The 22,641-nt window shown below is 72.1% G+C and carries 25 protein-coding genes, 1 pseudogene and 1 riboswitch; of the genes and pseudogenes, 13 read left to right on the top strand and 13 right to left on the bottom strand.

Features of this window, described 5'->3' with window-relative positions; all coding sequences use genetic code 11:
- The first annotated feature begins 69 nt into the window (after positions 1-69).
- The 5 genes and pseudogenes from AC1MBW_RS02905 (at position 70) to ribH (ending at position 4,583) form a co-directional block, all read left to right on the top strand.
- Positions 70-1,494 carry an L-serine ammonia-lyase gene (locus tag AC1MBW_RS02905; RefSeq protein WP_480025369.1) on the top strand — a complete coding sequence of 475 codons (1,425 nt, stop codon included), beginning with the start codon at positions 70-72 and terminating at the stop codon, positions 1,492-1,494.
- Between the two features lie 67 nt (positions 1,495-1,561).
- Complete coding sequence (locus AC1MBW_RS02900; protein ID WP_480025368.1) at positions 1,562-2,254, top strand: pentapeptide repeat-containing protein; 693 nt, start codon at positions 1,562-1,564, stop codon at positions 2,252-2,254.
- Between the two features lie 89 nt (positions 2,255-2,343).
- A riboswitch (FMN riboswitch) is annotated at positions 2,344-2,481 on the top strand.
- Between the two features lie 181 nt (positions 2,482-2,662).
- Positions 2,663-3,352, top strand: a complete 690-nt coding sequence (locus AC1MBW_RS02895) for a riboflavin synthase (protein WP_480025367.1) — start codon at positions 2,663-2,665, stop codon at positions 3,350-3,352.
- 50 nt (positions 3,353-3,402) lie between these two features.
- A pseudogene (gene ribB / locus AC1MBW_RS02890) lies at positions 3,403-3,973 on the top strand (3,4-dihydroxy-2-butanone-4-phosphate synthase); the annotation flags it as partial.
- 109 nt (positions 3,974-4,082) lie between these two features.
- Complete coding sequence (gene ribH / locus AC1MBW_RS02885; RefSeq protein WP_055971173.1) at positions 4,083-4,583, top strand: 6,7-dimethyl-8-ribityllumazine synthase; 501 nt, start codon at positions 4,083-4,085, stop codon at positions 4,581-4,583.
- Positions 4,584-4,948: 365 nt separating this feature from the next.
- Here the strand turns inward: ribH and AC1MBW_RS02880 are convergent, their stop codons facing one another.
- The 3 genes from AC1MBW_RS02880 to ald form a co-directional block, all read right to left on the bottom strand.
- Positions 4,949-5,746: a dienelactone hydrolase family protein gene (locus AC1MBW_RS02880; RefSeq protein ID WP_054146321.1), complete on the bottom strand. Its 798-nt coding sequence runs from the start codon at positions 5,744-5,746 to the stop codon at positions 4,949-4,951.
- Between the two features lie 78 nt (positions 5,747-5,824).
- Positions 5,825-6,388: a TetR/AcrR family transcriptional regulator gene (locus tag AC1MBW_RS02875; RefSeq protein WP_054146322.1), complete on the bottom strand. Its 564-nt coding sequence runs from the start codon at positions 6,386-6,388 to the stop codon at positions 5,825-5,827.
- 126 nt (positions 6,389-6,514) lie between these two features.
- Positions 6,515-7,624: an alanine dehydrogenase gene (ald, locus tag AC1MBW_RS02870; protein ID WP_054146323.1), complete on the bottom strand. Its 1,110-nt coding sequence runs from the start codon at positions 7,622-7,624 to the stop codon at positions 6,515-6,517.
- A gap of 168 nt (positions 7,625-7,792) precedes the next feature.
- Between ald and AC1MBW_RS02865 the strand changes: the two genes are divergently transcribed.
- Positions 7,793-8,263 carry an Lrp/AsnC family transcriptional regulator gene (locus tag AC1MBW_RS02865; RefSeq protein ID WP_054146324.1) on the top strand — a complete coding sequence of 157 codons (471 nt, stop codon included), beginning with the start codon at positions 7,793-7,795 and terminating at the stop codon, positions 8,261-8,263.
- A 70-nt stretch (positions 8,264-8,333) separates the two neighbouring features.
- Here AC1MBW_RS02865 and AC1MBW_RS02860 read toward each other — a convergent pair whose 3' ends face one another.
- Positions 8,334-8,777: a GNAT family N-acetyltransferase gene (locus tag AC1MBW_RS02860; protein WP_480025366.1), complete on the bottom strand. Its 444-nt coding sequence runs from the start codon at positions 8,775-8,777 to the stop codon at positions 8,334-8,336.
- Between the two features lie 52 nt (positions 8,778-8,829).
- Positions 8,830-9,615, bottom strand: a complete 786-nt coding sequence (locus AC1MBW_RS02855; protein WP_480025365.1) for an NAD-dependent epimerase/dehydratase family protein — start codon at positions 9,613-9,615, stop codon at positions 8,830-8,832.
- A 279-nt stretch (positions 9,616-9,894) separates the two neighbouring features.
- Between AC1MBW_RS02855 and AC1MBW_RS02850 the strand changes: the two genes are divergently transcribed.
- Positions 9,895-10,344, top strand: coding sequence for a DoxX family protein (locus AC1MBW_RS02850; protein ID WP_054146327.1), 450 nt, complete (start codon positions 9,895-9,897; stop codon positions 10,342-10,344).
- A 121-nt stretch (positions 10,345-10,465) separates the two neighbouring features.
- Positions 10,466-11,398 carry a carbohydrate kinase family protein gene (locus AC1MBW_RS02845; RefSeq protein WP_480025364.1) on the top strand — a complete coding sequence of 311 codons (933 nt, stop codon included), beginning with the start codon at positions 10,466-10,468 and terminating at the stop codon, positions 11,396-11,398.
- 37 nt (positions 11,399-11,435) lie between these two features.
- On the opposite strand, the gene AC1MBW_RS02840 is transcribed toward AC1MBW_RS02845, so the two are convergent.
- The 5 genes from AC1MBW_RS02840 to upp all read right to left on the bottom strand — a co-directional run bounded on the left by AC1MBW_RS02840 (position 11,436) and on the right by upp (position 16,956).
- The gene (locus tag AC1MBW_RS02840) at positions 11,436-12,866 is read right to left on the bottom strand and encodes a serine hydrolase domain-containing protein (RefSeq protein ID WP_480025363.1); all 1,431 of its coding nucleotides are present in this window, start codon (positions 12,864-12,866) and stop codon (positions 11,436-11,438) included.
- A 26-nt stretch (positions 12,867-12,892) separates the two neighbouring features.
- Positions 12,893-14,266, bottom strand: coding sequence for a cryptochrome/photolyase family protein (locus AC1MBW_RS02835; protein ID WP_480025362.1), 1,374 nt, complete (start codon positions 14,264-14,266; stop codon positions 12,893-12,895).
- Complete coding sequence (locus AC1MBW_RS02830) at positions 14,263-14,715, bottom strand: MarR family winged helix-turn-helix transcriptional regulator (RefSeq protein ID WP_480025361.1); 453 nt, start codon at positions 14,713-14,715, stop codon at positions 14,263-14,265. The genes AC1MBW_RS02835 and AC1MBW_RS02830 overlap by 4 nt, the downstream gene beginning before the upstream one ends.
- Positions 14,716-15,048: 333 nt before the next feature.
- Positions 15,049-15,825 carry a winged helix-turn-helix domain-containing protein gene (locus AC1MBW_RS02825; RefSeq protein ID WP_480025360.1) on the bottom strand — a complete coding sequence of 259 codons (777 nt, stop codon included), beginning with the start codon at positions 15,823-15,825 and terminating at the stop codon, positions 15,049-15,051.
- Positions 15,826-16,323: 498 nt separating this feature from the next.
- Positions 16,324-16,956, bottom strand: coding sequence for a uracil phosphoribosyltransferase (upp, locus tag AC1MBW_RS02820; protein WP_054146332.1), 633 nt, complete (start codon positions 16,954-16,956; stop codon positions 16,324-16,326).
- Positions 16,957-17,049: 93 nt separating this feature from the next.
- Between upp and AC1MBW_RS02815 the strand changes: the two genes are divergently transcribed.
- Positions 17,050-17,481, top strand: coding sequence for a nucleoside deaminase (locus tag AC1MBW_RS02815; protein WP_054146375.1), 432 nt, complete (start codon positions 17,050-17,052; stop codon positions 17,479-17,481).
- 69 nt (positions 17,482-17,550) lie between these two features.
- On the opposite strand, the gene AC1MBW_RS02810 is transcribed toward AC1MBW_RS02815, so the two are convergent.
- A complete protein-coding gene (locus AC1MBW_RS02810; protein ID WP_054146333.1) occupies positions 17,551-18,513 on the bottom strand; it encodes a cation diffusion facilitator family transporter in 963 nt (320 codons plus the stop codon).
- A 47-nt stretch (positions 18,514-18,560) separates the two neighbouring features.
- Between AC1MBW_RS02810 and proC the strand changes: the two genes are divergently transcribed.
- Positions 18,561-19,412: a pyrroline-5-carboxylate reductase gene (proC, locus tag AC1MBW_RS02805; protein ID WP_054146334.1), complete on the top strand. Its 852-nt coding sequence runs from the start codon at positions 18,561-18,563 to the stop codon at positions 19,410-19,412.
- 6 nt (positions 19,413-19,418) lie between these two features.
- Here proC and AC1MBW_RS02800 read toward each other — a convergent pair whose 3' ends face one another.
- Positions 19,419-20,090: a potassium channel family protein gene (locus AC1MBW_RS02800; RefSeq protein WP_054146335.1), complete on the bottom strand. Its 672-nt coding sequence runs from the start codon at positions 20,088-20,090 to the stop codon at positions 19,419-19,421.
- Complete coding sequence (locus tag AC1MBW_RS02795; protein WP_480025359.1) at positions 20,083-21,540, bottom strand: TrkH family potassium uptake protein; 1,458 nt, start codon at positions 21,538-21,540, stop codon at positions 20,083-20,085. Before AC1MBW_RS02795 ends, AC1MBW_RS02800 begins: the two co-directional genes overlap by 8 nt.
- Before the next feature lie 27 nt (positions 21,541-21,567).
- Here AC1MBW_RS02795 and AC1MBW_RS02790 point away from each other — a divergent pair, with 27 nt between their 5' ends.
- The 3 genes from AC1MBW_RS02790 (at position 21,568) to AC1MBW_RS02780 (ending at position 22,618) form a co-directional block, all read left to right on the top strand.
- Positions 21,568-22,104: an ArsR/SmtB family transcription factor gene (locus AC1MBW_RS02790; protein WP_082383388.1), complete on the top strand. Its 537-nt coding sequence runs from the start codon at positions 21,568-21,570 to the stop codon at positions 22,102-22,104.
- A gap of 114 nt (positions 22,105-22,218) precedes the next feature.
- Positions 22,219-22,413, top strand: a complete 195-nt coding sequence (locus AC1MBW_RS02785; RefSeq protein WP_043593002.1) for a helix-turn-helix domain-containing protein — start codon at positions 22,219-22,221, stop codon at positions 22,411-22,413.
- Between the two features lie 106 nt (positions 22,414-22,519).
- Positions 22,520-22,618 carry a 30S ribosomal protein bS22 gene (locus AC1MBW_RS02780; protein ID WP_003792170.1) on the top strand — a complete coding sequence of 33 codons (99 nt, stop codon included), beginning with the start codon at positions 22,520-22,522 and terminating at the stop codon, positions 22,616-22,618.
- Positions 22,619-22,641: the final 23 nt, after the last annotated feature.

The following is a 22,641-nucleotide window of genomic DNA, read 5'->3' as shown; positions in this document are numbered from 1 at the left end:
TCGGTGCCCCGCCCGTGACCGTCGGCGGCAGCGGGTAACGTCGTCGTGACCCCGGAAGGCAGGTGGCACGTGACCGACCACGTCTCGGCCCTCGATCTCTTCTCGATCGGCATCGGCCCGTCGAGCTCGCACACCGTCGGCCCCATGCGGGCCGCCCGCGAGTTCCTGCTCGGCGTCGAGGCCGACGGCCGGTTGGCCGACGTCACCCGGGTCGAGGCCGTGCTCTACGGCTCGCTCGCGGCGACCGGCCTCGGCCACGGCACGCCCTCGGCCGTCCTCGCCGGCCTCGCGGGCATGCAGCCCGAGACCTGCGACCCCGCGGTCGTCTCGGGCATGCAGCAGGCGGTCGAGCAGGGCGGCGGCCTGCGGTTGCTCGGGCGACACCAGATCGCCTTCGCCCCCAACGACCTGCGGATGGCGCCGCTGACCCGCATGCCGCGGCACCCCAACGCGATGAGCGTCGAGGCCTTCGACGTCGACGGAGTGAGTCTCGCGCGCGAGGTCTACTTCTCGGTCGGCGGCGGCTTCGTGGTGCGCGACGGCGACGACGAGCAGGCCGTGCCCACCGCCGAGGCGCCGTTCGCCTTCGCCGACGCCGACGACCTGTTGCGCCTCTGCGACGCCGAGGGCGTGTCGATCGCCGGGCTCGCCTGGCGCAACGAGGTCGCGCTGCACGGCGAGGCCGACGCCGCGGCGGGCCTCGACGCGCGCTGGGCCGCCATGCGGGCCTGCGTCGACGCGGGACTCGAGGCCACGGGCGTGCTGCCCGGGTGGATGAAGGTGCCGCGGCGTGCCCGCCAGTTCGCGACCATGCTGCGTCAGCAGGACGAGCGGGCGACCGCCTACGCGCTCGGCGGCTCCGCGGTCGACCAGGGCCGCGCCTCCTCGCTGCTGGCCTCCGACCTGCCGGCCCAGTGGCTGCAGGCCTACGCGATGGCCGTCAACGAAGAGAACGCGGGCGGCGGGCGCGTGGTCACGGCACCGACCAACGGGGCCGCCGGCATCATCCCGGCCGTGGGCTACTACGCGATGCGCTTCCACGGTGCGACCGAGGACGAGCTGGCCCGCACCTACCTGCTGACGGCCGCGGCGATCGGTTCGCTCTACAAGCGCAACGCGTCGATCTCGGGGGCCGAGGCCGGCTGCCAGGGCGAGGTCGGCTCGGCCGCGTCGATGGCCGCGGGGGCGCTGACCGCGCTGCTCGGCGGGACGCCCCGCCAGGTCGAGAACGCCGCCGAGATCGCCATGGAGCACCATCTCGGCCTCACCTGCGACCCCGTGGGCGGCTTCGTCCAGGTGCCCTGCATCGAGCGCAACGCCATCGCGGCGGGCACGGCGGTCGCCGCGACCCGCATGGCCCTGCTCGGCGACGGCAGCCACGTCGTCAGCCTCGACACCGTCATCGAGACGATGCGTCAGACCGGCCGCGACATGAAGGACAGCTACAAAGAGACCAGCCGCGCCGGGCTCGCCGTCAACGTCATCGAGTGCTGACCGGGGTCGCGGCAGGCCGACCCGAGGAGGCGCGGGTCGTGTCGGACGCCGCCGCTAGCCTCGTCGCATGACCCCGCCGCGCCGCCCCACGCCGTCCCGCCCCGCGACCCCGGGCGGCACCGACGCCCCACGGCTCGACCCCGTCGATCCGCAGGGGCTCGTCGTCCTCGGCACCGACCTGCTGGGTCCGCGCGACACCCGAGAGCTCGAGCGCTACGTCGACGCCGACCTGACCGACCGCGACCTCGAGGGGGCCGAGTTCACCGAGTGCGTCTTCGAGGCGCCCCGGCTCGGATCGGCCCGACTGCGCGGTGCGCGCCTGGTCGAGTCGGTGCTGTCCGATTCGTTCGCCCCCGAGCTGGCCGCCGCGCGCAGCACCTGGCGTGACGTCCGCGTCGAGCGGCCCCGGTGGGGGTCGGCCGAGCTGTTCGACGCCGAGCTGCGGTCGGTGCACGTGGTCGGCGGCAAGATCGACTTCCTCAACCTGCGCGGGGCGCGACTCACCGACGTCGTGATCGAGGGGTGCACGATCGGCGAACTCGACCTCGGGGGCGTCCAGGCCCTGCGGGTCGCGCTGGTCGACTGCCGCATCGGCACGCTCGACGTGACCCGCGCCTCCTTGTCGCACACCGACCTGCGCACCAGCGACTTCTCGCGCATCGACGGCTTCGAAGGGCTTCGCGGCGCGACCATCGACGAGCTGCAGCTGGCGACCTTCGCCCCGACGATGGCGGCTCACCTCGGGCTCGTGGTCGGCTGAGCCCGGGCCGCCCGTGTTGCGCCCGGCTACGCCCTGGCCGAACACGTCGGGGTTGCACGAGGCGGCGGTGCTATCGTCGCCGACAGAGCAACGCGCTCCGGGGTCAGTGAAAATCTGAGCCGGCGGTCACAGTCCGCGACCCGTGTCGTCACCGAGAGGTGCCGGCCCGGTTGAACCGGTGGAACTCCGGTACCGACGGTCATAGTCCGGATGAGAGGTAGCGCGGGCCCGGTCGTCCGTCCGCGGACCCCGGGCCGATGCCGACCCTCGCGTCGCGCACCCCCGGAGAGCCCTCGGCACACAGCCAGGCAGACCGGAGGACGACATGACGACGCAGGCGACCACGCCCCGCGGGCCCGACGCACGGACGCGCCGACCCATCGACGCGACGAGCACGGCGGTGCGCTGATGTTCACCGGTCTCGTCGAAGAACTCGGACGCGTCGAGCGCGTCGACGACCAGGGCGACAGCGTCCGACTGACGGTCCACGGCCCGGCCGTGCTGACCGACGCCGCGCACGGCGACTCCATCTCGGTCAGCGGCGTCTGCCTGACGGTGGTCGCGCAGCAGGGCGACACGTTCACGGCCGACGTCATGCGGCAGACGCTGGCCATGAGCACGGTCGGGGCGTTCGGCCCCGGCACGCCCGTGAACCTCGAACGCGCCGCACGTGTCGGCGACCGCCTCGGCGGTCACATCGTGCAGGGCCACGTCGACGGCACGGCCACGGTCGTCGAGATCGAGCAGGGCGACGCCTGGCGTCGGGTCCGCTTCGACCTCGCCGACGACCTCGCGCCCCTGCTCGTCGACAAGGGCTCGGTGACGCTCGACGGCGTGAGCCTCACGGTGAGCGCGATCAGCGAGCCCGGCGAGGCTCCGGGGTGGTTCGAGGTCAGCCTCATCCCCGAGACGCTCGCCGTGACGACGCTCGGCGCCAAGGCCGTCGGCGACCGGGTCAACGTCGAGACCGACGTGCTCGCCCGCCACGTGCGCCGCATGCTGCGGCTGGACGCGCTCGACGCCGACGGCCCTCGTGGTGCGACCGGCCGGGTCGACGCGCTGGACGCGCTCGACGCGGCCGTGACGGGTCGCCCGTGACCGTGTCGACACCCGCCGAGGAGGCGCGGGTCGACTCGCGCCTCGCGCCGATCGAGCTCGCTCTCGAACACCTGCGTCGGGGCCGACCCGTCGTGGTGGTCGACGACGAGTCCCGCGAGAACGAGGGCGACGTCGTCCTGTCGGCCGAGTTGGCCTCGCCCGAGTGGATCGCCTGGACGGTGCGGGTGTCGTCGGGTTTCGTCTGCGCGCCGATGACGAACGAGATCGCCGACCGACTCGACCTGCCGCCGATGGTCGCCCACAACGAGGACGCCCGCGGCACGGCCTACACGGTGAGCGTCGACGCGGCGGCCGGTGTGACGACGGGCATCAGCGCCTCCGACCGGGCGACGACCCTGCGCACGCTCGCGTCGCCCACCAGCGTGCGCGACGACCTGCACCGCCCCGGGCACGTCCTGCCGCTGCGGGCCCGCGAGGGCGGAGTGCGTGAGCGCGACGGCCACACCGAGGCCTCCGTCGACCTGATGAAGGCCGCGGGGCTGCGACCCGTCGCCGTGATCAGCGAGATCGTGGGCGACGACGGCGAGATGATGCGCCTGCACGGACTGCTCGACTTCGGTGGCCGCGAGGGAGTGCCGGTCGTGACGATCGCCGACCTCGTCACCTGGTTGGGCGACCGCGACCTCGACGATCCCGCCCCCGCCCCCGTGCCCGGCTCCCCGATCATCGACACCACGACCACGACCACGACCCCCGAAGGAGACCCCGCATGAGCGGAGCAGGAGCCCCCACCGAACTCGACGTCGACGGCACGGGAGTCCGCGTGACGATCGTCGCCGGCACCTGGCACGAGACGATCACCGACGGACTGCTGGCCGGAGCGTTGGCCACCGTCGAACGCCTCGGCGCCACGGCCACGGTCGTGCGCGTGCCCGGCAGTTTCGAACTGCCCGTCGTCGCGAAGGCCGCGCTCGAGGCCGGGGCCGACGCGGTCGTCGCCCTCGGAGTGATCATCCGTGGCGGCACACCGCACTTCGAGTACGTGTCCGACGCCGCGACCTCGGGCCTGCTGCGGGTGACCCTCGACACGGGCAAGCCCGTCGGGTTCGGCGTGCTCACGCTCGACGACGAGCAGCAGGGCCTCGACCGCGCCGGCCTGCCCGGCTCCAAGGAGGACAAGGGCGCCGAAGCGGCACACGCCGCCGTCGCGACGGCCGTCCAGCTGCGCGACATCGCCCGAGCCGGCTCGGGCCGCGTCATCGGCTTCTAGGACCTGCGCTGCGCCGGTCCCTCGACCCGCGCCTCCCCGGGTCCGCGACCCGCGCCTCCTCGCCCCGCGCCTCCCCGGGTCCTCGCCTCCCCGGGTCCCTCGACCCGCGCCTCCTCGTCCCGCGCCTCCCCGGGTCCCTCGACCCGCGCCTCCTGCCGGGCGGTTCGCGACCTCTCCGGCAACCCGACCGTGCCGAACCCGACCGCGTTGAAAGCTCTTGGCGTGCCGAACCCGACCATGGGACGACGACACGCCGCTCATCTCGAGAGTTGAGCGGCGTGTCGGATCTCCGGTGTCGCGAATTGCACAGGCAACTGACCCGGGCGGGTGGGGGCCCCGGGCGGGCGCGGGGAGGCTCCGACCGGCTAGGCGAAGACCTCGGCCAGGAAGGCCTCGAGCTGCTGCCACGAGCGGCGGTCCGCGCGGGCGTCGTACTGCGCGCCGTGGTCGGGTGCGTCGGTGCCGGGCACGGCGAAGGCGTGCATGACGCCGCTGTAGCTCAGCACCTGCCAGTCGGGTGCCTCGGCGGCGCGCATCTCGTCCTCGAACGCGACGACCGCCTCGTCGGGGACGACCGGATCGGCCGCGCCCGTCATGACGAGCAGCGGGGCGGTCACGGCGCCCTTCTCGGCGGGCATGCCCGTGCCGAGCCCACCGTGGAACGACACGACGCCGGCGACGTCGGCGCCCGCGCGAGCCAGCTCGAGGGCCCCCGAGCCGCCGAAGCAGTAGCCCATCACGGCGATCCGCGACGGGTCGACGCCGGGTTCGGCCCGCAGTCGCTCGAGGTTCGCGAGCAGCCGCGACCGGAAGAGCGCGACGTCGCCGTAGTACTTGCCCGCCTCGGCCGCGGCGTCCTGCGGCGAGGGTCGGACGCCCTGCCCGTAGACGTCGCCGGCGAGGGCGACGTATCCGAGTCGTGCGAGCATCTGCGCGCGCACCTCGACGTGGTCGATGACGCCCATCCAGTCGTGCAGCACGAGGACGCCGGGCACGAGCTCGGACGAGGAGGCGCGGGCCGGCTTCGCGAGGAACCCCTCGAGATCGACGTCGGTCGCCGCGTAGACCTCGTCCGACGTCGCGACGCCGCCCGGGTCGGGCACGCTGTCGAGGACGCGCTGCAGGTCGGGGGAGAGGGCGGGAGCGGGTTCGGTCGTGGTCACACGGGGACGCTACTCCCGACCGGTCGGACGGCGCCGACCGGTCTCGGCCGCGGTCTCGCCCAAAACTCGGGCCTGGTCTCAGCCCGGGTCGACGATCCGTGCCACGGCCTGTCGCACGACGTCGCACCGCCTCTGTTGGGGGCCGGTGTGCATGTTGGTGGCCTCGGGCGTGACGAACCAGGCCAGCACGACGCCGAAGACCATGGTCAGCAACTCGTCGGCGTCCCAGCCGGACGAGATGTCGCCGGCGTCTTGCGCCGCGCGCACCGAGTCGCGGCGCGCCTCGAGCTGGCCGTGGTCGAGCACGCCGGGGCTCGGCAGTGCGACGCCCTCGATCTGACCCCAGAGCAGCAGTCGGGCGTCGTCGGGGTTCGAGGCCAGGTGGTCGTAGAGGGCGCTCGCCCACCCCGGCAGGTCGTGGGCGTCGAAGGGGACGACCGCGACCCAGCGACCGATGCTCTCGCCGAGCGCGGCGTCGAAGAGGTCACGCTTGGTCGAGAAGTGGGCGTAGAGGCGCTCTTTGCTCGCCTCGGCGTCGCGCGCGATCGTGTCGACGCGGGCCCCGGCGAGGCCGCGGGCCGCGAACTCGGTCCTCGCTGCCTCGAGCAGCCGTTCCCGCGGAGGGGTGGGTCGTCGTGCCATGCCCAGAGCATAGGGGCTGGACCCCACCGGACCACCCGGTTCGGACCGAGGTCTTCGCTGACCGGGCCGAACGGTTCGCTCGTTGTCCCGACGGGCGCCGTCGGGCGCTGTCGGTTCGTCGGACGGTCAGAGGGTGCGGGCATCCGCCAGGTCGACGCCGGCCGCGGTCGCGACGCCGGCGTTGGTGATGCGCCCGGCGACCGCGTTGACGCCCCGCGCCAGCGACGCGTCGACGGCGATCGCGTCCCGCCACCCCCGGTCGGCCAGGGCCAGCGCGTAGGGCATGGTCGCGTTGGTCAGGGCCCGGGTCGAGGTCTGGGGGACGGCCCCGGGCATGTTGGCGACGCAGTAGTAGACGCTGTCGTGCACGGCGAAGGTCGGGTCGTCGTGCGTGGTCGCGTGCGATCCCTCGAAGCAGCCGCCCTGGTCGATGGCGATGTCGACGAGCACCGACCCGGGACGCATCGACGCGACCATGTCGTCGGTGACGAGCTTGGGGGCCTGGGCGCCGGGGATCAGCACGGAGCCGATCACCAGGTCGGCCGCCGCGACCTGGGCGCCGATCTCGTACGCCGTCGAGGCGCGGGTCTGCACCCGGCCGCCGAACTGCACCTCGAGGGCACGGAGACGCGGCAGTGACACGTCGATCACGGTCACGTCCGCGCCGAGGCCGAGGGCGTTCGCGGCGGCGTGCTCGCCGGCGACGCCGCCGCCGATCACGACCACCTTCGCCTTCGGGGTGCCGGGGACGCCACCGAGCAGCACGCCCGTGCCGCCGATCGGCTTCATGAGGTGGTAGGCCCCGACCATCGTGGACAGGCGGCCGGCGACCTCGCTCATCGGCGAGAGCAGCGGCAGGCTGCGGTCGTCCCGCTGGACCGTCTCGTACGCGATCGCGGTAGTGCCGGAGGCGAGGACGGCCTCGGTGCACTCGGGCGACGCCGCGAGGTGCAGGTAGGTGAAGAGGGTCTGGTCGGCCCGCATCAGCGGGTACTCGGCCGCGATCGGCTCCTTGACCTTCATGAGCAGGTCGGACTCACCCCAGACGGTGGCCGCGTCGTCCACGACCGTCGCGCCCGCGGCGACGAACTCGTCGTCGGAGAACCCCGAACCCCGCCCGGCACCCGCCTGCACGATCACGTCGTGTCCGCGGCGCGAGAACTCGTGGACGCCGGCCGGGGTCGCGGCGACGCGGTTCTCGTTGTTCTTGATCTCGGTGGGGATGCCGACGCGCATGGTTCGTCCTCTCGGGAGTGGCCTCGACGACGGGCGGCCGGTGCACGCCTCTGTTCGCCGAACTGAGGTCAGTGTGCTGTTTCGTGCCGATGCGTGCCAAGCTCTCCGCACGAGATTCTGTGCGGGGCCCTTGTCGCCGCACGATCGACGACGAGGGGGCGACTGGACATGGCTGCGACGAACGACGTTCGGCTCGACGAGATCGACCGGCAGCTCGTGCGCCTGTTGGTCGCGAACAGCCGCACCCCGAACGCCACCCTGGCCGCGCAGGTGGGGATCGCTCCGTCGACGTGTCTCGCGCGCCTCCGGTCGCTCGTCGAGCGCGGCGTCGTCGCCGGCTTCGGGGCCGACGTCGACCTCTCGGCCCTCGGACTCGACCTGCAGGCGCTGATCAGCGTGACGATCCTCGCCTCGGCCCGGCAGCGCATCGCCGCCTTCTCGGCCGAGATCCGGGCCCTGCCGCAGGTGGTGCAGCTGTTCTTCCTGGGCGGGTCCGAGGACTTCATCATCCACCTGGCGGTCCGCGACACGAACGACGTGCGCGAGTTCGTGCTCGACCACCTCTCGGCGCACCCGGCCGTCGCCTCGACCCGCACCAGCCTGGTCTTCGAGCACCACCACCCCGGCCCGACCGTCTGACCGTCTGACCCGCTGACCCGCCGACCGGCTGGTCGGCTGGTCGACGACGCGCCGGCGGGCGGGGCCGACATCAGCGCGAGGCGACGAGCGTCATCGGCAGGTGGGGGATGCCGTCCTCGAGGAACTCGTCACCGTCGACCACGAAGCCGAACCGTGCGTACCAGCCCGAGAGGTGGGCCTGGGCGTCGAGTCGGATCAGTCGGCCCTCGCACGCGGTGACGGCCGCTCGCATCAGGTCGGCTGCGAGCCCACGACCGCGAGCCGCCGCCGCCGTCGCCACCCGGCCGATGCGACGGTCGTCGCCGTCGTGCAGCACGCGGAGCGTCGCCAGGACGTGGGCATCGTCGTCGGTGAACCAGAGGAGGCGCGCGGTCGGTTCGAGGTCGCGCCCGTCGAGCTCGGGGTAGGGGCACTCCTGTTCGACGACGAAGACGTCGACCCGGAGGCGGAGGATCTCGTAGAGGACGACGGGGTCGACCTCTGCGACGGACGACGAGTGCAGGGTGGGGTTCACGGAGCCACGCTATCGGCCTCGCGGGCGTGCCCGGATGCCGCCGCCGGGCCGGTCACCACGCCTCACCCAGCGGCATGGTCGTGAAGGCGCCGCCGACGGGTGCGTCGGGTGGCTGCACCTGACCCGCGAAGCGGTCGGCGAACGCCTCGGCGTCGTCCTCGGGGTGGTAGCCGATGGCCTCGCCCGCGGCGAGCGACACGACGCGACGGGTGTTCCGGCTGACGCCCCAGACGACGTGGTGCCCGGCCGGGGCCGTCGTGAGGGTGGCCAGGATCAACCGGGTCGCGTCGGCCGGCGACAGCCACGTGCCGAGGCTGCGGACGTCGTGCGGCTCGACTTCGGCCGTCATGATGCGCGCCGACACGACGGTCGAGCCGAAACGGTCGGCGTACAGGCTGCCGACGGCCTCGAGCAGCACCTTGCTGACGCCGTAGAACGAGTCGGGGCGAGGGGCGGGGACGTCGTGGTCGGCGGCACTCGAGCCGGGTTCGAAACCGACGGCGTGCACCGAACTGGCCGCGAGCAGGCGGGCGACACCGGCGCGACGGGCGGCCTCGTGCACGACGTACGCGCTCTCGACGTTGAGGTCGCGGATCTCGTGCCACGTGCGCTCGCTGGCGTGGGACGCGAGGTGGACGACCAGGTCGGCTCCGCCGAGCGAGACGGTGAGGGACTCGAGGTCGGTCACGCCGACGTGTTCGAACGTCTCGCGTGCCCGGAGGTCGTCGGGCGGCGCGACCACGTCGAGCAACCGTAGGTCGTGGCCGGCCTCGAGCAGCAGGGGGCGGACCCAGGTGGCGATGCGCCCCGAGCCCCCCGTGATCGCGATGGTCGCCATGCGTGCCGCCTCTCGTCGTGGGGCCGTCGGCCCGTCTCGTCATCCGCTCCGATCCTGCCCGAGACCACCGACACCGTCCCTCGGGGCACGTCAGGCGTCCACCGAACGGCCCTCGCGAGGCGTCCCCGCGTCCCCCGGATGCCCCACCCGAGCCTGGCAGGGTTCTGGCGAAGGCCTGGCAGGGCGCTCCACGGCCCGGGTCGGTGACGCGTCACCTCATACCGTGACGGAGTGCCCGACGACGTGCCACGACCCCGTCCCCGACCGAAAGGCACCTCCATGTCGTCAGTTCCCTCGTCCCTCGGACTCTTCCTGGTCCGCGTCGTCCTCGGGGTCGTCTTCGTCGCGCACGGGTGGCAGAAGCTCGCCGTCGACGGCCTCGCCGCGACACAGGGTGCCTTCGGCGGCATGGGCATCCCGCTCGCCGAGGTGGCCGCCCCGGTCGCGGCCGTCACCGAACTGGCCGCCGGTGTCGCGCTCGTCGTCGGCTTCGCCACCCGCGTCGCCGCCGCCCTCCTGGCGGTCACGGCGGTCGTCGCCCTGGTCGCCGTCCACCTGCCGAACGGCTTCTACTCGACGACCGGCGGCTTCGAGTACGTCCTCGTCCTCGCGGTCGCCTCGATCGCGATCGTGCTCACCGGGCCGGGCCGCCTCGCCCTCGACGCCCTGGTCGTCCGAGGACGGCGTGCCCGTCGCGAGGCCCCGGCCTCGCAGCCCGTCACCGTCTGACCGACGAATCCCGGCGCGGCCGGTCGGCGGGGCCGGGACGGGTGAACGTGACGTGCCCTCGAGGGTGATTTGCGCCTCCTCGTCCCGTCCCCGCCCCCGATCCGTGGTCGGGTGGATGCCGATGACCCTCGCCACCGACCGCCTCCGCCCTTCGGGCGACCGACCCCGCACCGGGTCGCCCGTGCTCGTCTTCGGGGACGTCCTCGACGACATCATCGTCAGCCCCCGGACGGGCGGCGACCCCGGAACCGAGACGGTGGCCACCATCCGGCACCGGGCCGGGGGATCGGCGGCGAACACGGCGGCGTGGCTCGGGTCCCTGGGGGTCGACGTCTCGTTCGTCGGGCGGGTGGGCACGGCCGACCTGCAACGTCATTCGCAGCTGCTCGCCAACGCCGGGGTCGTGGCCCGCCTGGCCTACGACGCGCACGACCCGACGGGGACGGTCGTCATCACGGTCGACGGCTCGTCGCGCACCATGTTCACCGATCGGGGCGCAGGTGCCTCGCTGGGTCCGGACGACGTCCCGGACGACCTCGTCGCCGGGGCCGGTCTCGTGCACTTCACGGGCTACACGGTCGCCCAGTCCCGCAGCCCCGTCGCCCTCCGACGCCTGGTGGGCCGGGCTCGGGAGGCCGGAGCGCTCGTCTCGGTCGCCCCGGGCAGCGCCTCGATCGTCCGCCGGTTCGGGGTGTCCGCCTTCCTCGCGGCCGTCCACGGGGCCGATCTCTTCTTCCCGTCGGACGAGACGGCTCGCGAGCTGACCGGGCTGGACGAGCCGATCGCCGCGGCGGCGGCCCTCGCCGAACACGTCGGCGTGGTCGCTCTCGTCGCCGACGACGGGGGAGCCGTCGTGGTCTCGCGGGGGCAGCCGCCGGTCGTGGTCGACGGGGTCGTCTCGCGCTGGGTCGACTCGGTGGGTCTGGTCGACGCGTTCTCGGCCGGGTTCATCGCCACGTGGGCGACGTCGCGCAGCCTGGGGGTCGCGGGACGCAGCGGGGCCCGCGCCGCCGCCCGGGCCGCCGGGGTGGCCGGAGGGCGGCCGCCCGCCTGACGACGTCGGACCGGTCGAGCGCTGGACGAGCCCTGGGTCAGCGCGGACTCTCGGCGCTCACCAGCACGGTCTGGACCCGGGGCGGGCGCTCGGGGGTGAGCCGGATCTCGAACCGGACGACACCGCGGGCACCGCGTCGACGCCAGACCAGGTGCGACGGTGCCGACGACTCGTCGGCCGGGAGCGGATCACCGTCGCCGGAGTCGTCCCAGCCCCCCACCGACTCGACGAGAGCGGCCCAGGAGGCGCGGCGTCGGTCGAGCGGGAGGTCCAGTTCGACGTTCTCGCTGAACAACCCGTCGGGCACCGTCCCGCCGCGGACCACGGCCTCGACCGCGTCCCGCGCGCTCGACGTCTCGGGCCACGGGCGGACGACGACCCGGGCGTCGGCGCGGTCGGCCATCATGCCGTCGAGTGCGAGCCCGATCGGCTCGGAGACCTTCGAGTAGGTCGCGTTCTCGAACCCGATGGCGCCGAGGCCGGTCGCGGTCTGCCAACGCATGTGGGCCGAGAACCCGGGGTAGCCCCCGCTGTGCGACACCACGGGGCCGTGGTCGGGGTAGTGCTCGACGAACAGGCCGAACCCGTAGCCGCCGGGGTGACCGGCCCGGGCGGGGACGAACCGCTGCACCTGCTGCATCTCGCGTCGGGAGGCGCGCGAGAGGATGCCGTCGAGGTCGCCCCGGCCCTCGGGGTCGAACGCCGAGCCGAGCCAGCGCGCCCAGCGCGTGAGGTCGGTCACGGTGCTGAACAACCCGCCGATCGGCGAGAACGCGCCCGGGCCCGAGAACGGCAGGGCGTCACCCCCGTCGGAGGCGCGGCGGTGGCCGATCGCGACGCCACCGGTGGCCGACACGGTCACCTCGAACCCGGTGCTCGTCAGACCGAGCGGCTCGAGGACGGTCGACTCGACGACCTCGCGGTAGGGCCTGCCGGCGACGGCCGCGATCGCCCGGCCCACGAGGGCGAAGCCGAGGTTGGAGTAGGCGAAGGTCGTGCCCGGCACGCTGTCGAAGCTCAGCCCGGCCCGCAGCAGGGCGTCGAGTTCGTCGTCGGTGAGGGATTCTTGCCGGTCGCCCCACGGATCGTCGGTGGGGAAGCCGGCCGACATGGTCAGGAGCATGCGCAAGGTCGGCACGGGGGAGTCGGCCGTCGGGAGGGCCACCTCGCCGAACGCCGGCACGAAGTCGGTGATCGGTGCGTCGAGCGACACGAGCCCGGCGTCGCGCTGGGCGAGCAGGGCCGTCGCGGTGAAGCTCTTCGTGCACGAGGCGATGCGGTACGCCGTGTCGACGCCGGGTGCGGTGCCGGGGGCGATCTCGCCGTACGAGCCGTCGTGCACGAGGCCCGTGCGGTCGAAGGTCGCCCAGACGGCGCTCGGACCGCGACGCTCGGGCGGACGCGCGGCGAACACGGCGTCGATCCCCGCGGGTGGGCTGGTGCGGGCGGGGTGTGATGACGTCGTCACGGAGGTGGTCCTCTCGGGGGGCGGGGTCATTCGGTGCGGGTGGTGCGGCGCATCGCCTCGTAGGCGTCGAGCGCGGCCCGGCGCGAGGCCTTGAGGTCGACCATGGGCTCGGGGTACGAGTCGTCGTCGACCTCGGGAACCCAGCGGCGCACGTAGTCGCGCTGCTTGTCGAACTTGTCGGCCTGCAGCACGGGGTTGAACACCCGGAAGTACGGGGCCGCGTCGGCGCCCGAGCCGGCCGTCCACTGCCAGTTGGCGGGGTTGTTCGCCTCGTCCGCGTCGACCAGGGTGTCCCAGAACCATTGCTCGCCGACCCGCCAGTCGGCCAGCAGGTTCTTGACGAGGAAGCTGGCCGTGACCATGCGCACCCGGTTGTGCATGTACCCGGTGGTCCACAGCTCGCGCATGCCGGCGTCCACCAGCGGGATGCCGGTCGTGCCCTGCTGCCACGCCTCGAGTTCGCCAGGCTCCAGTTCGTGCCACGGGAACTCGTCGAACTCGGGTCGGTAGTTCGTCGTGGCGAGGTGCGGGTTCGCGAAGAGGACCGTGTGGTTGAACTCGCGCCAGACGAGTTCGCGGAGGAAGCCCGAGGCCTGCTCGCGGGCATCGGGCGAGAGGTCGCCCCGCATGCGGTGCCAGACCTGGAACGGGCTGACCTCGCCGAACCGGAGGTGGGGCGAGAGGTGGCTCGTCGCCTCTTGAGCCGGTTCGTCGCGCAGGCCGTAGTCGGCCAGGTGTCCCGTGGCGAAGCGTTCGAGCGTGTCGAGGGCGGAGGCCTCGCCCGGGGTCCAGGAGTCGCGGAGTCCACCGGCCCAGTCGGGTGCCGTGGGCAGGAGGGCCCACGAGTCGAGGTCGTCGCTGTCGGGCGTCGTGCGGGGCCCGTGCAGTTCGTCGGGGGCCGCCTCGGGGTGGCGCGGCTCGGGCCGGTCGAGGCACGCGCGCCAGAACGGCGTGAAGACCTTGAACGGTTGGCCCTGCCCGGTCTGGATCGTCCACGGTTCGAACATGAGGTTCGCCTGGAAGCTGCGCACGTCGAGCCCGCGCTCGCGCAGGGACGACTTGAGCTCGGCATCCGCGTCGCGGGCGGCGAGGCCGTACCGGCGGTTCCAGAAGACGGCGCCGGCGCCGACCTCGTCGACGAGGCGGGGGAGTTCGCGCGCCTGAGGGCCCCGGCGCAGGGTCAGTCGGCCGCCGATGGCCTGGAGCGAGTCGGCGAGGGCGGCCAGGCTGTGGTGCAGCCACCAGCGCGAGGCGCCGCCCAGGGGGCGGATGCCGTCGGTCTCGTCGTCGAGCAGGAAGAGGACGACGACCGGCTCACCCCTCTCGACGGCGGCCACGAGGGCGGGGTTGTCGGCGAGGCGCAGGTCGTCGCGCAACCAGACGATCGAGGGCGACGTCATGCGTCCGCCCCGACCGGCGTGCCGAGGCGCAGCTTGGTGCAGAGCTCGGCCAGGGAGGCCAGCTCGTCGTCGTCGAGCGCACCGCCCACCCGCCGGCGGATCGCCTCGGCGTGGCTGATCGCCGTGCGTCGGTAGAGGTCGTAGCCCTCGTCCGTCATGGTCACGATGATGCCTCGCCCGTCGCCGGGGTCGGAGGTCTTCTCGACGATGCCCTTCGAGGCGAGTCGGTCGACCAGGCGGCTGATGCTCGGCTGTGTGAGCAAGAGGTGACGGGTCAGGTCGCGGATGCGAGCCCGCCGATCGGGCTGGTTCGACAGGTTGAACAGCACGTCGTACTCGTTGAACGAGATCTCGCTGGTCGGAAAGCACTCGGTCAGTTCACGCATGACGCTGACCTGGGCCCGGAACAGGGCTTCCCAGGCCCCCACGGCCATCGATGTCTCGCTCATGTCGTACCTCACGTTCGTCGAGGACGAGTCTACGAAAGGCCACCGTCCTCGGGCCGACACGGGTGGGGACGCGATGCGGGCACCGTGCCGTCGGGACAGGAGATGGGTCGCCCGGGCACACGACAGAGGGCCGGTCGCCCGATGGCGACCGGCCCTCTTCCCTTGCACCAGGAGTGTCCTGCAATCACATTCCGCCTCGGTCGCCACAGCAAACGACGTCGGCGAGACACAATCTATAACGGATCGGTAACGGTGGTCCAGGGGTGAACCCGATGAATTCCTGGGAACTCGGACCGATCCGGCACCGCGGCCGTCGTGTGATGCGAGCCGGGCTCAGAACACGTCCGGCGACGGTGTCGACGCGTGGCGGATCGAGACGTCCGCGTGGCGGTCGAAGCGGTAACCGACACCGCGGACGGTGCGGACGATGTCCTCGAAGGCGCCGAGCTTGGACCGCAGCCGGCGGACGTGGACGTCGATGGTGCGTTCGTTCGGCACCTCGTCGTCGCCGTCGGCCCAGAGGCTCGAGATCAGCTCGGCTCGTTCGATGGTGCGGCCCTCGCGCAGGACGAGGTACTGCAGCAGCTCGAACTCCTTGTACGTCAGGGGGGCCACGTCGCCGTCCAGCAGCAGGCGCTTGCGCGAGATGTCGACGACGACGCCGCCACGGGCGCCGGGCTCGTCGTCCTCGGTGACCTGCCGGCGCTTCGCCAGGGCGGCCGGGTCCTGCAGGGCCAGCCGGACCACGTCGACGTCGCGGCCGCCCGCCCCCTCTGGAGCGAGCGCCACGGCGGCGTGCGTCTCGGCCGACGGGGCGATCCGACCGACCAGCTCTTTGATCTGCGAGACGACGTCGCCGAGCGAGGTGCCGTCGGCGGCGGCCTTCAGCTCGTCGAGTCCGACGTAGAGGACGAAGCCGCGGGCCTCGGTGCCTTCGGGCACGGCGCGAGGGCGAGGTGCCGCGGGAGCCGCGGGGAGCGAGGCGACGGGCGCGGCGGTCGGGGCGGCCGAGCGGGCGGGCGCGATCTCGCGGAGTGGAGTCGGCGCGGCGGAGCGGGCGGGCGAGACGGTGCGGGTGGCGGTGACGGGGCGGTCGAGGATGAGGGACATGACAGGCGGGGTCCTTGCGTGACGGCGGCGGTCCCTCGGCCGACGGGTCGCCGGGATGCGGAGGGACTGCTCGATGTGTGTCGGTGCTCGATCCCGCCGGCGATGGTGCCGAACGTCACGAGCAGTCGGTGCGATGCACCGTTCGGGATGCGCGTCGAGGGTGGCGACGCGGAGCATCCTGGAGTCGGTGGCTCAGTGACCGGGTGGGGCCACGAGCTCAGCTGGCGGTGTCAGCAGCTTCGACTCGGCGAGGTGTGTGACCGGATCAGGCACACATTCGACACGTGACAGCGTGCATCGGCATCATCATGCCGGTGCTCCCGAGGGCCTCACGAGAGGTCGGGGCGAGCACACTGTTAGTCATGGGGTCGATCTTGTTACACCCCGCGTCCCGATGTCAAGCGACGTTCGCGTTCCGACGGCGTGGGCGGCCCGGAAACGCCGAACCGCGCCTCCTGCGGTCAGGAGGCGCGGCCCGGGTCGTCGAGATGGCGTGCGTCAGGCGAGCCCGTACAGGCGGTCACCCGCATCGCCGAGGCCCGGCACGATGTAGCCCTGCTCGTTGAGCCTCTCGTCGACGGCGCCGAGCACGACGTGGACGTCGCGGCCCTCCATCGCCTTCTCGACGGCGGCGAGGCCCTCGGGTGCGGCCAGGATGCAGACCGCCGTGACGTCGACGGCGCCGCGGTCGAGCAGGTAGTCGATGGCGGCGATCAGCGAGCCACCGGTCGCGAGCATCGGGTCGAGCACGAAGCACTGGCGGTTCGACAGGTCGTCGGGCAGACGCTCGGCGTAGGTCGTGGGCTGCAGGGTCTCTTCGTCGCGCACCATGCCGAGGAAGCCCACCTCGGCCGTGGGCACGAGCTTGGTCATGCCCTCGAGCATGCCGAGGCCGGCGCGCAGGATCGGCACGACGAGCGGTCGCGGCTGGCTGATCTCGAGACCCGTGGTCGGGCCGACCGGGGTCTCGATGTCGACGGGGCTCGTGCGGACGTCGCGCGTGGCTTCGTAGGCCAGCAGCGTGACGAGCTCTTCGGTCAGCGCCCGGAAGGTGGGGGAGGGTGTGCTCTTGTCGCGGAGCACGGTCAGCTTGTGGGTGATCAGGGGGTGGTCCGCTACGTGCACTCGCATAGGCTCAACGGTAGCGGAGTCGACCGGTTCCGCGAGCCGTCCCGACCCCGCAGAGGCCCCGTGATCGCCGTCCCGCCCGAGTTCGACGACTGGATGTCGCTCGCCCTCGCCGAGGCCGCCGCCTGTCGCGTCTCGGCCGACGTGCCGGTCGGTGCCGTGGTGGTCGACGCCGACGGTGTGGTGATCGCGACGGGCCGCAACGAACGCGAACTTCGCCAGGACCCGACGGCCCACGCCGAGGTGATCGCGCTGCGGGCCGCCGCCGCGCACACGGGCGACTGGCACCTCACCGGCACGACGCTCGTGGTCACCCTCGAACCGTGCCCCATGTGTGCCGGGGCACTGCTCGCCGCGCGGGTCCCGCGGCTCGTCTACGGCGCCTGGGACGACAAGGCAGGAGGCGCGGGCAGCGTCTACGACATCGTCCGCGACCGCAGGCTGCCGCACCGCGCCGAGGTCTACGCCGGCGTGCGCGAGGCGGAGTGCCGGGCGCAGCTCGACGCGTTCTTCGCCGAGCGACGCTGAACCGAGCGACGCCGGACCGAGCACCGCGGGACCGGGCCGGCGCGCGTGGCCGACCCGCGCCTCCTCGGGTCAGTCGGCGGCGCGGATGACGATCGCGTCGGTCGGCGGGTCGACCTGGCCCGGCTTCACCCAGACGTCGGGTTCGACGTAGATGACGCGGGCGATCGGCACGGCCTCGCGGATGCGCGACTCGACGGCGTTGATCGCGCTGGCGACGTCGGCCAGCACGGTGCGGCCGGGCATCGCGACCTTGACGCCGACGAGCAGCTCGTCGGGGCCGAGGTAGAGCGTCTTCATGTGGATGATCGACTCGACCTCGGGGCCGCCGGTGACGGCCGCGCGGATCTTCGCGACGTCGTCGGCCGAGGCGCCCTCGCCGACGAGCAGGCTCTTCGTCTCGATGCCGAGGACGATCGCGACGGCGACGAGGAGCACGCCGATCGCGAGGGTGCCGATCGCGTCGAACACGCCGTCACCGGTGATCCAGGTCAGCACGACGCCGACCATGGCGAACGACAGGCCCAGCAGGGCGGCGGCGTCCTCGAGCAGCACGACCGGCAGCTCGGGGGCCTTGGCGCGGCGCACGAACGAGACCCAGCTCTGCTGGCCCTTGCTCGGTCGGGACTCGCGGATCGCCGTGCGCAGCGAGAACCCCTCGAGGGCGAGCGAGATCGCGAGCACGAGCACCGGCAGCCAGGGCACCTCGAGCGGGTGCGGCTCGCGCAGCTTCTCGACGCCCTCGTAGAGCGAGAAGACACCGCCGACGCTGAACAGGATGATCGACACGACGAAGGCGTAGACGTAACGCTCCCGGCCGTAGCCGAACGGGTGCTCGGCGTCGGCCGCCTTCTTGGACTTGCGGCCGCCCAGCAACAGCAACACCTGGTTGCCCGAGTCGGCCAGCGAGTGGACGCCCTCGGCGAGCATCGACGACGATCCCGAGAAGGCCCAGGCGATGAACTTCGTCACCGCGATGCCCAGGTTCGCGCTGAGTGCGGCGATGATCGCCTTGTTGCCGCCGTGACTGCTCATCGGTTCCGATCCCCTCGTGTGGTCCTGGTCGATCCTAGGATGGCCGGATGGTCACCACCCTCCCCACCACAGCGATTCTCGGAGCCGGCTCGATGGGCGGCGCGATCCTGCAGGGCCTGTTGCGCCCCGAGGTGTCGGTCGACGGGGGCGTGCGGGTGACGAACCGCACCGAGGTCAAGGCCCGGGCGCTGCGGCACGGCGCCGTCACCTCGCTCGCGACCGAGACCGACCCGAGCGCCAACTCCTCGGCGGTCGTCGGTGCGCGGCTCGTCCTGATCGGCGTGAAACCGCACATGGTGGTCGACCTCCTGCACGAGATCGGTCCGGCGCTCGACGCGGGCGCCGTCGTGGTGAGCCTCGCCGCCGGCGTCACGACCGCCACGATGGAGGCCGCCCTGCCCGAGTCGGTCTCGGTGCTGCGCTCCATGCCGAACACCCCGTCGCACGTCGGCCTCGGGGTGACCGGGCTCAGCGCCGGCTCGCGCTCGACCGACGCCGACCTCGACCTGGCCCGGTCGCTCTTCGCGGTGGTCGGCGACGTCGTCGTCGTCCCCGAGTCGCAGATCGACGCGCTCAGCACGATCTCGGGTTCGGGACCCGCCTACGTCTTCTACCTGATCGAGCAACTGCAGGAGGCGGCGGTCGCCTTGGGCTTCACCCGCGCGCAGGCCGCCACCATGGTGCAGGGCACGTTCCGCGGTGCGAGCGAGCTGCTCGCGACGAGTGACGTCCTGCCGACCGACACCGCGCCCGCCGAGCTGCGTCGTCGGGTCACCAGCCCGGGCGGCACGACCGAGCGCGCCGTCGCCGAACTCGCCGACGGCGGTCTGCTCGAGCTGTTCGAGCGGGCCACACAGGCCGCCCTCGCCCGCAACCGCGAGATCGCCGAAGGTCGCTAGCCGCGGTCAGCCCTCGAGGGCGGCGAAACGTTCGATCGCGCGGCTGTCACCCGACACGATGATCAGGTCGTGGTTGCTGATGACCGTGTCGGGGGTGGCCTCGACGAACGCGCCCCCGGGGCTCTTCACCCCGACGATGGTGATGCCGTACTTCTTCCGGATGTTCGACGCGGCCAGCGAGGCACCGCGGACGGGCTTCGGCGGGTACATCTTGACGATGGCGAAGGCGTCATCGAACTCGATGTAGTCGAGCATGCGACCCGAGACGAGGTGCGCGACGCGCTCGCCGGCCTCGCGCTCGGGATAGATCACGTGGTTGGCACCGATGCGGGCGAGGATCTTGCCGTGCGACTGGCTGATCGCCTTCGCCCAGATCTGCGGCACCTTGAGGTCGACCAGGTTGGCCGTGATGAGCACGCTGGCCTCGATGGACGAGCCGACCGCGACCACGGCGATCGAGAAGTCCTGCGCACCGATCTGCTTGAGTGCGTCGATGCTCCGGGCGTCGGCCTGCACCGCGTGCGTCACGCGGTCGGCCCACTTCTGCACGAGCCCGGCGTCGGTGTCGACGGCGAGCACGTCGCGGTCCTGCCGTTCGAGCTGCCCGGCGGTGGCGGCGCCGAAGCGGCCGAGGCCGATGACGAGCACCGGGGCGTCGTGCTTGATCTTGTCAACCAACGATCGGTCGCTCCTCGGCTCGGGTGAACAGCTGGCGTCGTTGGCTGGCGGCCAGGGCGACGGAGAGTGTCACTGTACCAACGCGGCCCATCCACATCGTGACCGCCAGGATGTACTTCGCCGAGTCCGGGAGCCGGTCGGTCAGCCCCGTGCTGAGGCCTGACGTCGCGAAGGCCGAGATGGTCTCGAACAACACGTGGTCGAGCGGCTCCTTGGTGATGTGCATGATCAGGATGCTCGACACCGCCACGATCGTCGCGCCCCACAACACGACGCTGACGGCCAGGCGCAGGACGTCGCTGGGGATGCGACGGCCGAAGGCCTCCATCGACAGCTGACCGCGCGCCTCGGCGAACGCGGCGAGGAACAGGACGGCGAGCGTCGTGACCTTGATGCCGCCGGCCGTCGAGGCCGAGCCGCCGCCGATGAACATGAGCATGTCGGTGACGAGCAGGGACGAGCCGTTCAGGTCGGAGATCTGGATCGTCGAGAAGCCGCCCGACCTCGTCATCATGCTGAGGAAGAGCGACTGGAACACCGTCGGTCCGGCCGCGATGCCGCCGAACGTCTTCGGGTTGTCGAACTCGAGGACGATGTAGAGCACCATGCCGAACACGATCAGGATCGCGGTCGTGACGAGGGTCAGCTTCACGTGGACCGACCAGCGACGGGGGTTGCGAGGGTTGCGGGCGAGGGCGTAGATCACCGGGAACCCGATGCTGCCGAGGAACACCCCGACCATGATCAGGCTGAGGAACCAGTAGTCGTTCTCGAACGCGGCGAGTCCCTCGGCGTTCGGCGTGAACCCCGTGTTCGTGAAGGCCATGGCCGAGTAGTAGAAGCTGTCGAGCACGGCGTCGCCGACGGGGATGCCGTCGATCAGCATGCGGGGGATCATCAGCACGGCGATCACGAGCTGGATCACGAACGAGCTGAGCGCCACCGTCGTCAGCAGGCCACCGATCTCGCCGAGACGCACCGCCTGACCCTCGGGCACCGGGCCGGCGTGCACGCGCAGCGGGTTCTGGTCGCCGGCGGCCATCAGTCGGGCGCGGAGGCCGAGCTTCCGCGAGACGACGAGACCCATGATCGAGGCCAACGTGAGCACACCGATCGCACCGATCTGCACGCCGACGAAGATGACGACGTGGCCGAACAGGGACCAGTGGGTGGCCATGTCGACAGTCGCGAGGCCGGTCACGCAGATGACCGAGACGGCCGTGAAGACGGAGTCGGCCAGCGGGGTGATCGTCCGGTCGGCGGACGAGATCGGCAGCGAGAACAGCAGCGTGAAGACGACGATCAGGCCGGTGAAGATCAGGATGGCGAAGCGCGCGGGAGACTTGCGACCGATGTCGTCGATCGCGTCGCTGAGTCTGCGCCAGGGCGAGCGGCCGGGGTCCGAGGGGCGGCGTCGACCGGCGACGGGGGCGCGAGTCACGACGGTCATGCTATCCCGGGTCACTACGCTGGTCGCATGCCGGACATCTTCGCCGTGATCGCCGACGCCACCCGCCGAGACCTCCTGAAGGTGCTGCTCGACGCGTCGCTGTCGACCGACTCCGCCAACGCCGACATCAGCGTGGGCGAGATGGTCACGTCGCTCGGGGTCAGCCAGCCGACGGTCTCGAAGCACCTTCGGGTGCTGCGCGAGGCCGGTCTCGTGCGGGTCCGTGAAGAGGGACAGCACCGCTACTACTCGCTCGAGCCGGGGCCGCTCGAGGTCGTCGAGGACTGGTTGATCCCCTTCGTCAGCGCCGACTCCTTGACCTCCGAGGCCTTGGCCAGCACTCCGTTCGCGGCCTGGGCCGGGGCCACCGTGCCCGCCCCGCTCCGGAGGGCGGCCGAGAACCTGCCCGACGCCGGGGACGTCGGGAGCACGCTGGGTCGCTACGCGGCCGGGGCGCAGTACCGCGCCTCCTCGGCCCTGCACGACGCGCAGAGCGCGCTCGGTGCCCTCGACGAGCGCGTCATCGATCCCGTGCGCAAGCGCCTTGGACGCACCGGGCAGTAGCGTCCGACCGACCTTTACACCGAGTCACACGCGCCCCTAGAGTTGCCCCCAGGCACACGGGAAACACCCGTCTGCTCCACAGCCCCGCCCCGGGGCCCGAGTCGAGGCAGGGTCATGTCGCAGGATCTGTCGGATGTGCGGTTCCTCACGGTCGCCGAGGTGGCCGACATGATGCGCGTGTCGAAGATGACCGTCTACCGCATGGTCCACTCGGGCGAGCTCCCGGCGATCCGCTTCGGGCGGTCTTTCCGCGTGCCGGAATCGGCCGTCGCGGCCGTGTTGCGCATCGGCATCGCCGACGTCGGCTAGGCCGCTTCGACTTTCTCGGGCCGTCCTAGTAGACTGACCCGAGGCATTTTTCCGCGGTTCTGTTTCGGACCCGGTCGGTCCAATCCAGAAATCAGTGAGGTCCTCTATGGGTTCTGTCATCAAGAAGCGTCGCAAGCGCATGGCGAAGAAGAAGCACCGCAAGCTGCTCCGCAAGACTCGTCACCAGCGTCGCAACAAGAAGTAGTCGCTCGACACGAAGGCCCCCGC

This window comes from Frigoribacterium sp. AP1 (assembly GCF_056680555.1).
Note: the sequence above shows the minus strand (reverse complement) of the source record. Positions and strands in the feature narration are given on the sequence as shown.

What these genes read in the sequence shown, in the direction of transcription:
- AC1MBW_RS02835 (WP_480025362.1), bottom strand. Translation starts at nt 14,266, where the DNA reads ATGACGTCGCCCTCGATCGTCTGGTTGCGCGACGACCTGCGCCTCGCC.
- AC1MBW_RS02810 (WP_054146333.1), bottom strand. Translation starts at nt 18,513, where the DNA reads ATGAGCAGTCACGGCGGCAACAAGGCGATCATCGCCGCACTCAGCGCG.
- AC1MBW_RS02790 (WP_082383388.1), top strand. Translation starts at nt 21,568, where the DNA reads ATGCCGGACATCTTCGCCGTGATCGCCGACGCCACCCGCCGAGACCTC.
- AC1MBW_RS02825 (WP_480025360.1), bottom strand. Translation starts at nt 15,825, where the DNA reads ATGTCCCTCATCCTCGACCGCCCCGTCACCGCCACCCGCACCGTCTCG.
- AC1MBW_RS02855 (WP_480025365.1), bottom strand. Translation starts at nt 9,615, where the DNA reads ATGGCGACCATCGCGATCACGGGGGGCTCGGGGCGCATCGCCACCTGG.
- ald (WP_054146323.1), bottom strand. Translation starts at nt 7,624, where the DNA reads ATGCGCGTCGGCATCCCCACCGAGATCAAGAACAACGAGAACCGCGTC.
- AC1MBW_RS02845 (WP_480025364.1), top strand. Translation starts at nt 10,466, where the DNA reads ATGACCCTCGCCACCGACCGCCTCCGCCCTTCGGGCGACCGACCCCGC.
- AC1MBW_RS02785 (WP_043593002.1), top strand. Translation starts at nt 22,219, where the DNA reads ATGTCGCAGGATCTGTCGGATGTGCGGTTCCTCACGGTCGCCGAGGTG.
- ribH (WP_055971173.1), top strand. Translation starts at nt 4,083, where the DNA reads ATGAGCGGAGCAGGAGCCCCCACCGAACTCGACGTCGACGGCACGGGA.
- AC1MBW_RS02850 (WP_054146327.1), top strand. Translation starts at nt 9,895, where the DNA reads ATGTCGTCAGTTCCCTCGTCCCTCGGACTCTTCCTGGTCCGCGTCGTC.
- AC1MBW_RS02780 (WP_003792170.1), top strand. Translation starts at nt 22,520, where the DNA reads ATGGGTTCTGTCATCAAGAAGCGTCGCAAGCGCATGGCGAAGAAGAAG.
- AC1MBW_RS02875 (WP_054146322.1), bottom strand. Translation starts at nt 6,388, where the DNA reads ATGGCACGACGACCCACCCCTCCGCGGGAACGGCTGCTCGAGGCAGCG.
- AC1MBW_RS02815 (WP_054146375.1), top strand. Translation starts at nt 17,050, where the DNA reads ATGTCGCTCGCCCTCGCCGAGGCCGCCGCCTGTCGCGTCTCGGCCGAC.
- AC1MBW_RS02830 (WP_480025361.1), bottom strand. Translation starts at nt 14,715, where the DNA reads ATGAGCGAGACATCGATGGCCGTGGGGGCCTGGGAAGCCCTGTTCCGG.
- upp (WP_054146332.1), bottom strand. Translation starts at nt 16,956, where the DNA reads ATGCGAGTGCACGTAGCGGACCACCCCCTGATCACCCACAAGCTGACC.
- AC1MBW_RS02795 (WP_480025359.1), bottom strand. Translation starts at nt 21,540, where the DNA reads ATGACCGTCGTGACTCGCGCCCCCGTCGCCGGTCGACGCCGCCCCTCG.
- AC1MBW_RS02865 (WP_054146324.1), top strand. Translation starts at nt 7,793, where the DNA reads ATGGCTGCGACGAACGACGTTCGGCTCGACGAGATCGACCGGCAGCTC.
- proC (WP_054146334.1), top strand. Translation starts at nt 18,561, where the DNA reads ATGGTCACCACCCTCCCCACCACAGCGATTCTCGGAGCCGGCTCGATG.
- AC1MBW_RS02900 (WP_480025368.1), top strand. Translation starts at nt 1,562, where the DNA reads ATGACCCCGCCGCGCCGCCCCACGCCGTCCCGCCCCGCGACCCCGGGC.
- AC1MBW_RS02895 (WP_480025367.1), top strand. Translation starts at nt 2,663, where the DNA reads ATGTTCACCGGTCTCGTCGAAGAACTCGGACGCGTCGAGCGCGTCGAC.